This window comes from Nocardioides speluncae (assembly GCF_003121585.1).
GTDB classification, from domain to species: domain Bacteria; phylum Actinomycetota; class Actinomycetes; order Propionibacteriales; family Nocardioidaceae; genus Nocardioides; species Nocardioides speluncae.
The window spans coordinates 72,906-86,107 of record NZ_QEOO01000017.1 but is presented as its reverse complement, the minus strand read 5'-3'; the positions used below and the strand labels follow the sequence as shown (position 1 = coordinate 86,107).

Annotated in this window: 13 protein-coding genes; 5 read left to right on the top strand and 8 right to left on the bottom strand. The window is 71.5% G+C overall.

Annotated elements, in window-relative coordinates; translation table 11 throughout:
• Positions 1 to 148: 148 nt before the first annotated feature.
• The gene (locus tag DDV73_RS10830; RefSeq protein ID WP_240617235.1) at positions 149 to 997 is read left to right on the top strand and encodes a tetratricopeptide repeat protein; all 849 of its coding nucleotides are present in this window, start codon (positions 149 to 151) and stop codon (positions 995 to 997) included.
• Between the two features lie 2 nt (positions 998 to 999).
• On the opposite strand, the gene DDV73_RS10825 is transcribed toward DDV73_RS10830, so the two are convergent.
• Positions 1,000 to 2,016, bottom strand: coding sequence for a hypothetical protein (locus tag DDV73_RS10825; RefSeq protein WP_109507252.1), 1,017 nt, complete (start codon positions 2,014 to 2,016; stop codon positions 1,000 to 1,002).
• A complete protein-coding gene (locus DDV73_RS10820) occupies positions 2,013 to 2,522 on the bottom strand; it encodes a SigE family RNA polymerase sigma factor (protein ID WP_109507251.1) in 510 nt (169 codons plus the stop codon). The genes DDV73_RS10825 and DDV73_RS10820 overlap by 4 nt, the downstream gene beginning before the upstream one ends.
• A 174-nt stretch (positions 2,523 to 2,696) precedes the next feature.
• Between DDV73_RS10820 and DDV73_RS10815 the strand changes: the two genes are divergently transcribed.
• The 4 genes from DDV73_RS10815 (at position 2,697) to DDV73_RS10800 (ending at position 6,397) form a co-directional block, all read left to right on the top strand.
• Complete coding sequence (locus DDV73_RS10815; RefSeq protein WP_161962355.1) at positions 2,697 to 3,509, top strand: PP2C family protein-serine/threonine phosphatase; 813 nt, start codon at positions 2,697 to 2,699, stop codon at positions 3,507 to 3,509.
• A 148-nt stretch (positions 3,510 to 3,657) separates the two neighbouring features.
• A complete protein-coding gene (locus DDV73_RS10810) occupies positions 3,658 to 4,185 on the top strand; it encodes a DUF3145 domain-containing protein (protein ID WP_161962354.1) in 528 nt (175 codons plus the stop codon).
• A 77-nt stretch (positions 4,186 to 4,262) separates the two neighbouring features.
• Entirely contained in the window at positions 4,263 to 5,330 is a 1,068-nt protein-coding gene (locus tag DDV73_RS10805) for a fatty acid desaturase family protein (protein ID WP_109507249.1), read from the top strand.
• Positions 5,331 to 5,515: 185 nt separating this feature from the next.
• Positions 5,516 to 6,397 (top strand): alpha/beta hydrolase family protein, encoded by an 882-nt coding sequence (locus tag DDV73_RS10800; protein WP_240617234.1) that lies wholly within the window; start codon positions 5,516 to 5,518, stop codon positions 6,395 to 6,397.
• Positions 6,398 to 6,416: 19 nt separating this feature from the next.
• Here the strand turns inward: DDV73_RS10800 and DDV73_RS10795 are convergent, their stop codons facing one another.
• The 6 genes from DDV73_RS10795 to DDV73_RS10770 form a co-directional block, all read right to left on the bottom strand.
• Positions 6,417 to 7,883 (bottom strand): acyl-CoA carboxylase subunit beta, encoded by a 1,467-nt coding sequence (locus DDV73_RS10795; protein ID WP_109507248.1) that lies wholly within the window; start codon positions 7,881 to 7,883, stop codon positions 6,417 to 6,419.
• 25 nt (positions 7,884 to 7,908) lie between these two features.
• Positions 7,909 to 9,141 carry a beta-ketoacyl-[acyl-carrier-protein] synthase family protein gene (locus tag DDV73_RS10790; protein ID WP_109507247.1) on the bottom strand — a complete coding sequence of 411 codons (1,233 nt, stop codon included), beginning with the start codon at positions 9,139 to 9,141 and terminating at the stop codon, positions 7,909 to 7,911.
• 59 nt (positions 9,142 to 9,200) lie between these two features.
• On the bottom strand, positions 9,201 to 9,446 hold the full coding sequence (locus tag DDV73_RS10785; protein ID WP_109507246.1) for an acyl carrier protein: 246 nt from the start codon (positions 9,444 to 9,446) through the stop codon (positions 9,201 to 9,203).
• A 61-nt stretch (positions 9,447 to 9,507) separates the two neighbouring features.
• On the bottom strand, positions 9,508 to 10,509 hold the full coding sequence (locus DDV73_RS10780; protein ID WP_109507245.1) for a beta-ketoacyl-ACP synthase III: 1,002 nt from the start codon (positions 10,507 to 10,509) through the stop codon (positions 9,508 to 9,510).
• On the bottom strand, positions 10,506 to 11,711 hold the full coding sequence (locus tag DDV73_RS10775; RefSeq protein WP_109507244.1) for an acyltransferase domain-containing protein: 1,206 nt from the start codon (positions 11,709 to 11,711) through the stop codon (positions 10,506 to 10,508). The genes DDV73_RS10780 and DDV73_RS10775 overlap by 4 nt, the downstream gene beginning before the upstream one ends.
• Positions 11,712 to 11,824: 113 nt before the next feature.
• Positions 11,825 to 13,024, bottom strand: coding sequence for a PucR family transcriptional regulator (locus DDV73_RS10770; protein WP_240617233.1), 1,200 nt, complete (start codon positions 13,022 to 13,024; stop codon positions 11,825 to 11,827).
• Between the last annotated feature and the right edge of the window lie 178 nt (positions 13,025 to 13,202).

Sequence of the window (13,202 nt, the reverse complement as noted above, 5' to 3'; positions counted from 1 at the left end):
CGATGGTACTGCAACCGAGAGGCTGTGGGAGAGTAGGACGCCGCCGAACAAACACCCCGTAGAGGCCACCCCACCAGGTGGCCTCTACGCTATTTACCGCACGCGCCCACAGCGCGGCACACAGACAGAAGCAGAGAGAGGCAGTCAGGTGGCTGACGATCGCCGTCGGGACGACAAGCGCGGTGCGCCCGCTCGCACGAGCGCGAAGAAGCCGGCCCGTACCTCCGGGAGCAAGCCGGCCAGGACCGGGAGCAGGCCGGCCCGTAAGGACGACTGGAAGCGGCCGAAGGAGGAGCAGCGGCCGCGCACCGAGGTGCAGGCGCGCTACGACGGCCCGCCGATGCCCGAGGAGATCACCGGCAAGGAGCTGGATCGCTCTGTGGCAGCTCAGCTGAAGGGACTGCCGGAGAAGCTCGCGGCCCGGGTGGCCCGCCATCTCGCCGCAGCCGGGATGCTGATCGACGACGACCCGGAGACGGCGTACCAACACACCCTGGCGGCCCGGGCCCGTGCGGCGCGGCTCGCGGTGGTGCGGGAGGCATGTGGGGAGGCGGCGTACGCCGCGGGTCACTACGCCGAGGCCCTGGCCGAGCTGCGGGCGGCGAAGCGGATGAACGGAGCGACCGCCTACCTCCCGATCATGGCCGACTGCCACCGGGCGCTGGGTCAGGCCGAGCAGGCGCTCAAGCTGGCACGCAGCCCCTCAGTGGCGAACTTCCCGGCCGAGGCGAAGGCGGAGATGACGATCGTCGAGGCCGGAGCGCGACGCGACCTGGGACAGGTCGACGCCGCGCTCCGGACCCTTGAGCAGGCACCGCTGATGTCGAAGAGCCGGGCGCCGTGGGTGGTGCGGCTGCGCTATGCGTACGCCGATGCGCTGGACGCGGCCGGACGGCCGGAAGAGGCGCTGGTGTGGTTCCACCGCACCCACGCGATCGACAGCGACCAGCTCACCGACGCCGACGTACGGGCAGAGGCGCTCGAGCGCCAGGGCTGACCTTAGGGGGTCGGCGCCGGCGTACTCGACGGCGTCGGCTCAGCCGTGGTCGGCGGCCCGGTGGGCTGTGGCGTCGGCGCGACGGTGTCGCTCGGCTCACCCGGGTCGGTCGGCACCGGCTCCGGGTAGGTCGGGAAGTCCTCCGGCGGCTCTGTCGGCTCCGTGGTGACGGGCGGGGGCGGGGGCGGAGCCTCGGTCGGCGACGGCGTGTCTTCAGAGCCCGGTGCGTCCGAGGGCGGCGGATCCGTCGGCGTCGGAGCTGCGGTCGGAGCGGCCGACGGCTGCACGAGATCCGCCGCGGTGCGGCTGTCGAGCATGGCCAGGAACTTCGGGTGCGTCAACAGGTCGAGCACTTCTGCGTCGCTAAGCGGCACCGGCTGTTCGGCAGCGAACCGGACGGTCACGAACCACGGTTTCCTAGCGTGACGACCGATCACCGTGTGCAGACCATCGCTGGCCTTTCGCCGGGTGGCCCACGGGGGGGTGTCGTAGATGTCGCAGGTGCCGTTGCCGGCGGCTGGTCCTGCTGTTTCTACCTCTGTTGCCGCGATCTCCGCGCACCGCTCCAAGGCGGCGATCTCGCCCTGCGCCAGTTCTATCTGGATGCGCAACTGGGTGCCGTCGGCGCTGGTTGTCAGCGGCGCGGGGAAGGCCGAGCTCTCCTGCATCAACCTGACCCGCGAGAACCGTTCCGGAAGCGCGACATCGAAGGCGGCCATCACCTCCGGGTCGGAGAGGTCCAGGCTGCCGCCCAGCGGGATGGGCGTCGGCACTGCGCTCGGGGTTGCAGTAGGCGTGCCATCGGCTGCGGGTCGGCCAGCCTCGCCTCCCCGGCCGCTGGCCCAAGGCGCGACCGCCACCCCGCCGATGGCGGCAGCGGCGACCAGGCCGCCGACCGCGAGCCGGCGGCGGCGTACCTGCGTGGCTCCTTGACGGATGACCTGGGGGACGAGGTCGGGCATCGGGGCAAGCGTGTCGAGCTCGGTCGACATCAGGTAACGAAGGTCTTTGCTGGTCATAGCTCTGCTCCTGCGATCTCGAAGGTGGCGCCGAGGATCGAGCGCAGCCGCTCCAGACCCTTGGCGGTGGTGGACTTGACGGTGCCGGTGGTGCAGCCGAGCGCGTGGGCGGTGTCCTCGACGCTGAGGTCCTCCCAGAACCGGAGCACGATCACCGCCCGCATCCGCGGCGGTAGCTCGCCGAGTGCGCCGAGCACGGTCACCCGGTCGACCGGGCTCGGCGGCGAGCCGGGTGGGTCCGGGAGTGCGGCCAGCCTGGACTGGTGCTGGTCGCGGCGCCGGCCGTCGAGGTAGGCGCGGATCATCGTCCGGTGGGCGTAGCCGCGCGGGTTCTCGATCCGGCCTGGCCGGCGCCAGGCGCCGTACATCTTGAGCAGGGTGGTCTGCACGAGGTCCTGAGCCGCCTCGCGCGTCCCGGTCAGCAGATACGCCTGCCGGAACAGCGACTGCTGGGTGGCGGTGGCGAACTCGGCGAAGCCAGCCTCGGCTGCTTTTCTGTCGAGCACGATCTCTCCCGTCTGGGCCGGCCGCTCCGGCCCCTCGCCACTGTCATGAGTGTCGCCGAGCCGCTTAGGTTGCCTACCGGCAACAATTCGACACGCCCATTCGTTGGCTCGATAGGGAGGGCGTTGACCGGTCTGGCGGTTTCCGGTTCACTGCTCCAAACGTTAGGAGCACGTGTGCTGCGATTTTCTGGTGTCGGACTGACCGACGTCGGCCACGTGCGGGATCACAACGAGGACTCCGCCTTCGTCGGACCCTACCTGGCACTGGTCGCCGACGGCGTGGGCGGCGCTGCCGCCGGCGAGGTCGCCTCCGCGACCACGGCGTACGTCGTCTCCTCGGCCGCCGAAGCCCACTTCGGCGAGCCACCCGAGCGGATCCTCACCGACGCGGTGGCGCTCACCCGGGAGTCGCTGCGCGCCGGCGTGGACGAGGACCTCAACCGGTCCGGGATGGCGACCACGCTCACCGCGGTGGCCACCGACGGCACCCGGTTCGCGCTGGCCCATGTCGGGGACTCGCGCTGCTACCTGTTCCGCGGCGGCGCGCTGAGCCGGCTCTCCACCGACCACACCTACGTCCAGCAGCTGATCGACCACGGCCAGCTGGACCCGGCCGAGGTGCCGCTGCACCCCTGGCGCAACGTGGTGCTGCGCTCGCTGCACGGCGACGCGGTCGCCCACTCCGACCAGACCGACGTGGTCGAGGTCGACCTGCGCCGCGGTGACAGGCTGCTCCTGTGCAGCGACGGACTGACCGACATGGTGCCGGAGCCGACCATCGCCGACGCGCTCGAGCTCGACGAGACCGCCGCCGCTGCCGCCGTACTCCTGCAGGGTGCGCTGGCCGCCGGTGGCAACGACAACGTGACCTGCCTGGTGCTGGACGTGGTCGAGGGGCCGCCGGTCGCGGCCGGCGGCGAGCTGCTGGGTGCGGTCTGCGACCTCAGCAACGTCGTACCAGCCGGCCGGCCCGCCGCCTCCGCCTGACCGCGAGCCGTACCGTCGCTGGCATTCGGCGACCTCTTGGGCCACAATGGCTCCAGAACTACACATGTGTCACTCGTGATGACTCTGCTCTCACAGATCGAGGCCGCTGGGGAAGGCGTATCTCGACGCCGGAGATGAGGAGGTCACAGTGACTACACGCACTGCCACCCGCCCCACCGCTGCGGCGACCCGGGGTCTGTTTTGGGTGCACTCAGCGCCGTCCGCGCTGTGCCCGCACATCGAGTGGGCCGTGGGCGGCGTTCTCGGCGTTGCCACGAACCTCGACTGGATCCCGCAGCCGGCCCAGTCCGGCACCTACCGCACCGAGCTCTCCTGGACCGGCGCCGCCGGCTCGGGTGCTGCGATCTCCTCCGCCCTGCGCGGCTGGCAGCAGCTGCGCTTCGAGGTGACCGAGGAACCGACCTCCTCAACCGAGGGCGCCCGCTTCTCCTACACCCCCGACCTGGGCGTCTTCCACGCGGTCACCGGCCTGCACGGCGACATCATGATCCCGGAGGACCGGCTCAAGGCGGCGGTCGTGAAGTCCGCTCTCGGTGACACCACCGTGCTCGTGGAGATCGACAAGCTCCTCGGCAAGCCGTGGGACGACGAGCTCGAGACGTTCCGGTACGCCGGCGAGGGCGCGCCTGTGCGCTGGCTGCACCAGGTCGTCTGAGATAGGGGGTCTGGCCCTACCCCGGCCGGGGTACTGGAGCCATCGCCGCGGCCTCGGCGGCCGCCAAGACTCGAGGCATGACCACCGATGCCCTTGTCTCTGTCCCCAGCGGCCGCCGTACGGCAGGCGGATCCGACTTCGCCGAGCTGCGCCGCCGCATCGAGGACGCCGGGCTGCTGGACCGCAGACCGGCGTACTACGCACTGCGGTTCGCGCTGGTCGGCACGGCTTTCGTCGCCGGCTGGGTCGGGTTCGTGCTGATCGGCAGCTCCTGGTGGACCCTGCTCGCGGCGGCCGGGCTGGCGGTGGTCTTCGCCCAGCTGGCGCTGCTCGCCCACGACATCGCGCACCGGCAGGTCTTCCGCACCCGCCGACCGAGCGAGGTCGCCGGCCGGATCGTCGGCAACCTCGGCGTCGGCATGAGCTACGGCTGGTGGATGGACAAGCACACCCGGCACCACGCCAACCCCAACCACGAGGAGCTCGACCCCGACGTGTCGCCCGACCTGCTCGTCTGGTCGCAGCACCAGGCGGTCCAGGCTCGCGGCGTGGCGAGGTTCATCGGGAAGTACGAGGCCTGGCTGTTCTTCCCGCTGCTCACCCTGGAGGCCTTCAACCTGCACGTCTCCAGCGTTCGCGCCGTACTCAGGCCGGGGCTGCGGGCACGGCGCTGGGAGGCGGGGCTGCTGGCGGCGCACGCTGTGGGCTACCTGAGCATCGTCTTCACGGTGCTGTCGCCGGGGATGGCGCTGGCCTTCATCCTGGTCCAGCAGGGACTGCTCGGCGTCTACCTCGGCTGCTCGTTCGCGCCGAACCACAAGGGGATGCCGACGCTGCGCGACGGCGAGCAGCTCGACTTCCTGCGCAAGCAGGTGCTGACCTCGCGCAACGTCACCGGTGGCCCGGTCACCGACATCGCCGTCGGCGGGCTCAACTACCAGATCGAGCACCACCTGTTCCCGAGCATGCCGTGCCCGAACCTGCGGCTGGCGCAGCCGATCGTCAAGCGGTTCTGCGCCGAGCGGGGCGTGGCGTACGCCGAGGCGGGGCTGCTGGAGTCCTACGCGATCGCGCTGCGGCACATGCATGATGTCGGTACGCCGCTCCGCGGCCCGAAGAAGCCGCGCGATCTGACCCGGGTCTAGTGACATGAGGGCACACTGGGAGGGTGCGGCGCACGACGGCTGTCCTGGTAGCGGGGATGCTGACGCTGGCTGCCTGCTCAGCCGACGATCCGGAGGCGGCGCCCAAGCCGGGGAGCTCGCCGAGCGGATCCAGCCCTACTTCTGCCGCTGAGCCGTCGCACTCGGCATCCCCGCCGGCGTCCGTGATGCCGCATCACCCTGTCTCGCTGCCCGCGCTGATGGACAAGGAGTACGACGGCCGCGGGCTGCGGCAGGTCGAGGAGGTGGCCAGCGCCGCGGCGTACACCCAGCACCGGGTGGTCTACCGCAGCGGCCGGCTGCGGATCTCCGGGCTGATGAACGTGCCGCGCGGGCCTGGGCCGTTCCCCGCGCTGGTGCTGGCGCACGGCTACATCGACCCCGACATCTACGTCAACGGACAGGGGCTGCGGCGCGAGCAGGACTACCTCGCGAACGCCGGCTACATCACGCTGCACGTCGACTACCGCAACCACGCCCAGTCCGACCCTGCGCCGCGTGCCGAGCGCGACCTGCGGCTCGGCTACACCGAGGACGTCATCAACGCCGTACTCGCCCTGCGCGCCTGGAAGGGACCCGTGGCCGACGAGCAGATCGGGCTGCTCGGGCGGTCGATGGGCGGCGGCGTGATCTACAACGCGCTCACGGTCGCGCCCGGGCTGGTCGACGCCGGCGTGGTCTTCGCACCGGTCAGCTCGAAGACCGCCGACAACTTCAACCGCTGGATCCGGGACGACCCGGGCCGGTCCGGCATTGCCCAGCAGATCATCGACGCGTATGGCGACCCGAACGACGGCGGTGAGTTCTGGCGCAACGTCAGCCCGCGGACCTTCTTCGACCAGATCACCGAGCCCGTGCTGCTCCACCACGGCACCTCCGACGACAGCTGCCCGATCCGCTGGAGCCGGCAGACCGTCCGCGCGATGCGACAGGCCGGCGTCGACGTCGACTACCAGGTGTACGACGGCGAGGAGCACGCCTTCGGCCCGCAGTGGCCGCTGTCGATGGAGCGGACTGTGGCGTTCCTAAATCAGCGGCTCAGCACGTAGCCGACCCTTCGGGCCCCGCTCACAGCGGGATATTTCCATGCGCTCCACGGCGGACGCCGTCGTGGTACGTCGCGTCGGCGATGGCGCGCGCGAGGGCGGAGCGGGTGACGGCGGGCTCGACGACCTCGTCGACCACGCCGATCTCGACGGCCTTGTCGACACCGCCGGCGATCCGCTCGTGCTCGGCGGCCAGCTCGGCCTCGATCTGCGGGCGGATGTCGGGGGCCACCTCGGCGAGCTTGCGCCGGTGCAGGATCCGGATCGCGGCTACCGCGCCCATCACGGCCACCTCCGCGCCCGGCCAGGCGAAGACACGGGTGGCGCCGAGGGAGCGGGAGTTCATCGCGATGTAGGCGCCGCCGTACGTCTTGCGGGTCACCAGCGTCACCCGCGGCACCACGCACTCGCCGAACGCGTGCAGCAGCTTGGCGCCGCGGCGGACCACGCCGTCCCACTCCTGGCTGACGCCCGGGAGGTAGCCGGGGACGTCGACGAGGACGACGAGGGGGATGCCGAACGCGTCGCACATCCGCACGAAGCGGGACGCCTTCTCCGCCGACAGCGAGTCCAGGCAGCCGCCGAGCCGGAGCGGGTTGTTGGCGACCACGCCGACGCTCCGGCCACCGAGCCGGCCTAGCGCGGTGACGATGTTGGGGGCCCAGCGGGCGTGCAGCTCCTGCATCGTGCCCTCGTCGAGGATCGCCTCGACGAGCGGGTGGACGTCGTACGCGCGCTTCTTGGACTCCGGCAGGATCGCCTCGAGGTCGGTGTCCTGGACCTTGTCGACCTCGAGCGAGCCCTGGGCGCCGAGCAAGGAGGCGATGGCCCGGGCCCGGCCGAGCGCGTCCTCCTCGGTCTCGGTCAGCACGTGGACGACGCCGGAGCGCCGGCCGTGCGGCTCGGGTCCGCCGAGCCGGAGCATGTCGACGTCCTCGCCGGTGACCGAGCGGACCACGTCCGGGCCGGTCACGAAGATCCGGCCCTCGGGGCCGAGGATGACCACGTCGGTCAGCGCCGGGCCGTACGCCGCGCCGCCCGCGGCCGGGCCGAGCACCACCGAGATCTGCGGGATCTTGCCGGACGCCTGGGTCATCGCGTGGAAGATCTGGCCGACGGCGTGCAGGGAGAGCACGCCCTCGGCGAGCCGGGCGCCGCCGGAGTGCCACAGGCCGATGATCGGGACCCCGTCGGCCATCGCCCGGTGGTAGGCACGGACCACGACCTTGCAGCCGACGTCGCCCATGGCACCGCCCATGACGGTGGCGTCGGAGCAGAACGCGACCACCTCCGCGCCGTCGATCTTGCCGACCGCGGCGAGCATCCCGGAGCCCCCGTCAGCAGAGTCCTCGCTGATCAGCTGGAGAGTGCCAGGGTCGAAGAGCGCGGCGAGCCGGTGGTTCGGGTTGCGCGGGTCTTGTTCGCGGGGGAGCTTGGCTGGCTTTGCTTGTGATGGGACGGTAGCTGCGGGAGTGCTCGTGGTGGTCATGGGGCTCCTCTGCTCGTAGGCCGGGTCAGGCGCTGCGGAATGCGACGGCGACGTTGTGGCCGCCGAAGCCGAACGAGTTGTTGAGCGCTGCGAGGTCCCCGGCCGGGAGATCGCGGGGCTTGTCCGCGATGTCGAGGCCGATGTCCTCGGGGTCGTCGAGGTTGATCGTCGGGGGGATCACCCGGTGGTGCAGCGCGAGCACGGTGGCCACCGACTCGAGAGCGCCGGCACCGCCGAGGAGGTGTCCGGTCATCGACTTGGTGGAGGTCAGCACGGTGCCGTCGGCAGCCGCGCCGAGCGCGTTGCGGATGGCGGCGGCCTCGGCCACGTCGCCCTGCGGGGTGGAGGTGGCGTGGGCGTTGATGTGGGCGATGTCGGTGGCCGCGAGTTCGGACTCGATCAGCGCTCGCTTCATCGCCCGGGTGGCGCCGAGCCCGGCCGGGTCGGGCTGCGCGATGTCGTGGGAGTCGGAGGTGATCCCAGCGCCCGCTGCCTCGGCGTACACCTCGGCGCCGCGGGCCGCGGCGTGCTCGGCCGACTCCAGGACCATGACCGCCGCACCCTCGCCGAGCACGAAGCCGTCGCGTCCCTTGTCCCACGGCCGCGAGGCGGCCTCCGGGTCGTCGTTGCGCTTGGACAGCGCCATCATCTGGCCGAAGGCGGCCATCGGCAGCGCGTGTACGGCGGCCTCGGTGCCACCGACCACCACGACGTCGGCCCGGCCGAGCCGGATCAGGTCGATGCCGAGCGCGATCGCCTCGTTGCCGGACGCGCACGCCGACACCGGCGTGTGGACGCCGGCCTTCGCGCCGATCCGCAGACCGATGGTCGCGGCGGGGGAGTTCGGCATCAGCATGGGGATCGCCAGCGGGGAGACCCGGCGCGGCCCCTTCTCCAGCAGCGAGTCGTAGTTGGCCAGCAGCGTGGTGACCCCGCCGATCCCCGAGGCCACGGCCACGGCCAGGCGCTCGGGGTCGACGGCGTCGTCCAGCTTCGCGTCGGCCCATGCCTCTTCCGCGGCCACCATGGCCAGCTGTGTCGAGCGGTCCATCCGGCGGGCCTTGACCCGGTCCAGGACCTCGCCCGGCTCGACCGCGACCTTGGCGGCGATCCGGGCGGCCAGCGGCTCGGCCCAGTCATCGGTCAGCGCGGTCACGCCGGACCGGCCTTCGAGGAGGGCGGACCAGGTGCTCGGCACGTCGCCGCCGACCGGCGAGGTAGCGCCGAGGCCGGTGATGACGACTCTCTTGAGAGGCATGTGACTCTTCCTTCGGAGCTTGTGGCGGCCGGTCAGGCCGCCTGGTGATCGGACCGGGGTCAGGCCGTCGCGTTCTCGATGAACGAGACCGCGTCGCCGACGGTCTTGAGGTTCTTGACCTGGTCGTCGGGGATCTCCACGCCGAACTTCTCCTCGGCGGCGACGACGACCTCGACCATCGAGAGGGAGTCGACATCGAGGTCGTCCACGAACGACTTGTCGAGCTGGACGTCGTCGGCGGGGATGCCGGCGATCTCGTTGACGATCTCGGCGAGGTCGGCGCGGATCTCTTCGGTGGTTGCCATCTGGCTTCCTTCTCTTGGTTGGGCTTCTTCTTTGTTGGGTGGTGCGAACTGCGGGTACGGGTCAGGGAACGACGACGACCTGGGCGGCGTACGCCAGGCCTGCGCCGAAGGCGATGAACAGCGCGATGTCGCCGCTCTTCGCCTCCCCGTCCTCCCGCATCCGGTCCAGCGCGAGCGGGATGGAGGCGGCGGAGGTGTTCCCCTGCTCGGCGATGTCGCGAGCGATCTTGACGTGGTCGGGGAGCTTCATGGCCCGGGCCATCGCGTCGGTGATGCGCATGTTGGCCTGGTGGGGGACGAACACGTCGAGGTCGTCGACGCTGACGCCGGCGCGGTCGAGCGCCTGCTGGGCGATCTTGGCCATCTCGAAGGCGGCCCAGCGGAACACCTGGTTGCCCTGCATCGCAAGCGTCGGCATGTGCGGGCTTGCACACTGGATGGCGTACCGCCAGTCCTCGGTCTGGGTGATCAGGTCGTACTGCTCGCCGTCGGAGCCCCACACGACCGGCCCGATCCCGGGCTCGTCGGACGGACCGATCACCGCGGCGCCGGCGCCGTCGGCGAAGATGAACGCCGTACCCCGGTCGAGCGGGTTGGTGATGTCGGAGAGCCGCTCCACGCCGATCGCCAGTACGTGGCGGGCCGAGCCCGCGCGGACCATGTCGGAGCCCAGCGCGATGCCGTGGCAGAAGCCGGCGCAGGCGGCGGAGATGTCGAACGCCGCGGCGCGCTGGGTGCCGAGCTTGTGGGCCAGCATCGGCGCGAGCGCCGGCGTCTGGAGCAGGTGGGTGACGGTGGCGACCACCACGGCGTCGATCTGCTCCGGCTGGATGCCGGCCTCCTCGATCGCGCCGCGGGAGGCCTCGATCGACATCATCTCGACGGTCTCTTCGTCGGTGGCCCAGCGGCGCTGCTTGATCCCGGAGCGCTGCTGGATCCACTCGTCGCTGGAGTCGATCGCCTCGATCACCTCGGAGTTCGGGACGATCCGGCTGGGCCGGTAGCTCCCGACCCCGAGGAGGCGGGTGTGCGGCGAGCCTTGGACGGAACCCAGTGCGGTCATGACGAGACTCCTTGCGGGTGGAGGCGGAGCAGCGGCTGTCCGGGAGAGACCAGGTCGCCGTCGTGGACGAGCCACTCGACGATGTCGCCGCCGTGGGGTGCGGTCACCGGGATCTCGTCGCGCAGGCTGGCGACGGTGCCGATGGTGGTCGCGGGCGCGAGCGTGTCGACGTCCGCGGCCTCGGCGGAGAGCCGGAAGGTGCCCTTGGCGGGGGAGACGACCAGCCGCCAGGTGGGCGAGGTGTCGAGTGCCGTGGAGTCCTCGGCGTGCTTGTCGCAGAAGGCGCGGGCGTCGTCGAGCTGGTCGGGTGTCTTCAGCGCGAACGTCTCGACGCCCTTCATCGCCCCCAAAGAAAATCGGCGCCGTGCGATGCCGGTGAGCGTGCCGGCCGGCGGCATCTCGAGGATGCCGGTGACGCCGAGGTCGAGCATGGTGTTCATGCACAGGTCCCAGCGCACCGGGCTGCTGATCTGGGTGACGATCCGGCGCAGCACCTCGGTCCCCTGGTGCAGCACCTGGCCGTCCCTGTTGGAGATGACCGGGATCCGTGCGTCGTGCACCGACACCGAGCGCGCCAGCGCACCGAGCCGGGCGACGGCCGGGTGCATGTGCTCGGTGTGGAAGGCGCCGGCGACGCTCAGCGGCATCAGCCGGGCCTTGGCCGGCGGGTCGGCCGCCAGCGCCGCGAGCTGCTCGACGGTGCCGGCGGCGACGATCTGGCCGGGTCCGTTGTCGTTGGCGGCGGTCAGGCCGTGCCGCTCGAGTACGGCGAGCACCTCGTCGCGGTCGCCGCCGAGGATCGCGGTCATGCTGGTCTCGGTCACCGCCGCGGCCTCGGCCATCGCCTTGCCGCGCTCGCGGACCAGGACCATCGCCTGCTCGGCGGTGATCACCCGGCCGCCGACCGCCGCGCCGAGCTCGCCGACGCTGTGACCGGCCAGGGCGCCGATCCGGGGGATCCAGTCGGCCGGGTGCGGGAACACCTGAAGGGTGGCCACTAGCGCCGAGGCGACCAGCAGCGGCTGCGCGATCTGGGTCTCGCGGATGGTGTCGGCGTCGGCCTCGGTGCCGTAGTGCGCGAGGTCCAGCCCGGCCACCGTGGACAGCCAGTCCAACCGAGCGGCGTACGTCGGGTCCTCGAGCCAAGGACGGAGGAAACCGGGGGACTGGGCACCTTGGCCGGGAGCGACAATGACGAGCACGCTTCAACTGTGCCGGGTCGCGGCACCGGATCGCGCCTCAGAGGCGCACGAACCTTGCCGTCCTAACTTTGTCGGGTTCCTACAAAATAGTGTCGTCGGACCCACGACACTCCCTACAGACGGGCCGGGTGCTGGGCGAGGCGGCCCAGGCCGAGAGCGATCTGGTATACGAACGCGTCCCGCGGGTTGCTGGGAGTCAGGCCGGTGACCTCGGCGGCCTGCCGGAGCCGGTAGCGCACGGTGTTCGGGTGCACGAACAGCGCCCGCGCGGTGCCTTCGATGGCCGAGCCGTGCGCGAAGTACGCCGCGATCGTGTCGATCAGCGTGCCCTTCGCCTCCGCCAGCGGGGTGTAGACCTCCTCGACCAGCTGCCGACGCGCGTGCCCGTCGCCGTTGAGGGCCCGTTCGGGCAGCAGGTCCTCGCTGGACACCGGCCGCGGCGCGCCCGGCCACCCGAATACGGCTCGCTGTCCGGAGAGGGCGGCGCGGGCGGACTGGTAGGCATGGCTGAGGTCGTCGGCCAGCGGTCCGGCGACCACCGGCGCCGGCCCGAACGGCGCGGCGATGGCCTCGGCCGCGGCGAGTGGGTCGGTGACGCCGCCGAGCACCACGACCAGCCGGTCGCCGCGGGAGGCGCACAGCGCGTCCATGCCCGCCGACCTGGCGGTGCGCCGTACCTCGGCGAAGACGTCCTTCTCGGTGCCCTCGACCGGCAGCGAGCCCAGGACGACACACACCTTGCCCCGGTCCTGCCAGGCCAGCGCGCTGGCCTGCGAGAGCACGGTCTCGTCAGCGTCGGCCCGCAGCACCGCGTCGACGACCAGGGCCTCGAGCCGGGCGTCCCAGGCGCCGCGGACCTCGGCCGCGTGCGCGTAGACATCGGCCGTCGCGAAGGCCAGCTCGCGGCCGAACCGCAGGATCGCCAGGTGTACGCCGGGCGCGTCGGCCGGGTCGAGGAACTCGTCGACGGTGCTCTCCACGGCCGCGATGCTCAGCCGGACCAGATGGACCGTCTGCTGCAGCGTGATCACCCCGGCCAGCGCCCGCGGCGCCGCGCTGAAGATCTCGGCCTCGGCCGGCCCGGACGCGGCCGGCGGTCCGATCGCACGGTCGCCGTCGTGGGCGTACCACTCGATGAAGCCCTGCAGCCCGTTCTGGACGATCACGCCGACCCAGGACCGGCTGTCGGCGCTGAGCTCGCGGAACCACGGCAGCTCGGACTCCATCCGGGTCATGGCGGCAGTGCTGAGCGCGCCGACCGAGCGCTGGAGCGACTCGGCGACCCGGCGGCGGGACTCGTCGGTGCTGGCCACCTGACGAGGCTAGTCGCTGCAGAACAGGTACTGCGACTCGTGGGTCTAGTGGTCACCCTCGGAAGTTCATCGGGGTCTGAGCGGCCAGGGCACGCACATCGCTGCGTTGTCGTCGGTCGACGGGCCACCGGCCCGCCTCCCTCCGACGCCTTGCGCTGCACGCACCCCGACCACTCAG

Bases quoted from the DNA above. Each gene is read 5' to 3' on its own strand.
- DDV73_RS10825 (WP_109507252.1), bottom strand. From the start codon at position 2,016: ATGACCAGCAAAGACCTTCGTTACCTGATGTCGACCGAGCTCGACACG.
- DDV73_RS10805 (WP_109507249.1), top strand. From the start codon at position 4,263: ATGACCACCGATGCCCTTGTCTCTGTCCCCAGCGGCCGCCGTACGGCA.
- DDV73_RS10800 (WP_240617234.1), top strand. From the start codon at position 5,516: ATGCCGCATCACCCTGTCTCGCTGCCCGCGCTGATGGACAAGGAGTAC.
- DDV73_RS10795 (WP_109507248.1), bottom strand. From the start codon at position 7,883: ATGACCACCACGAGCACTCCCGCAGCTACCGTCCCATCACAAGCAAAG.
- DDV73_RS10790 (WP_109507247.1), bottom strand. From the start codon at position 9,141: ATGCCTCTCAAGAGAGTCGTCATCACCGGCCTCGGCGCTACCTCGCCG.
- DDV73_RS10785 (WP_109507246.1), bottom strand. From the start codon at position 9,446: ATGGCAACCACCGAAGAGATCCGCGCCGACCTCGCCGAGATCGTCAAC.
- DDV73_RS10780 (WP_109507245.1), bottom strand. From the start codon at position 10,509: ATGACCGCACTGGGTTCCGTCCAAGGCTCGCCGCACACCCGCCTCCTC.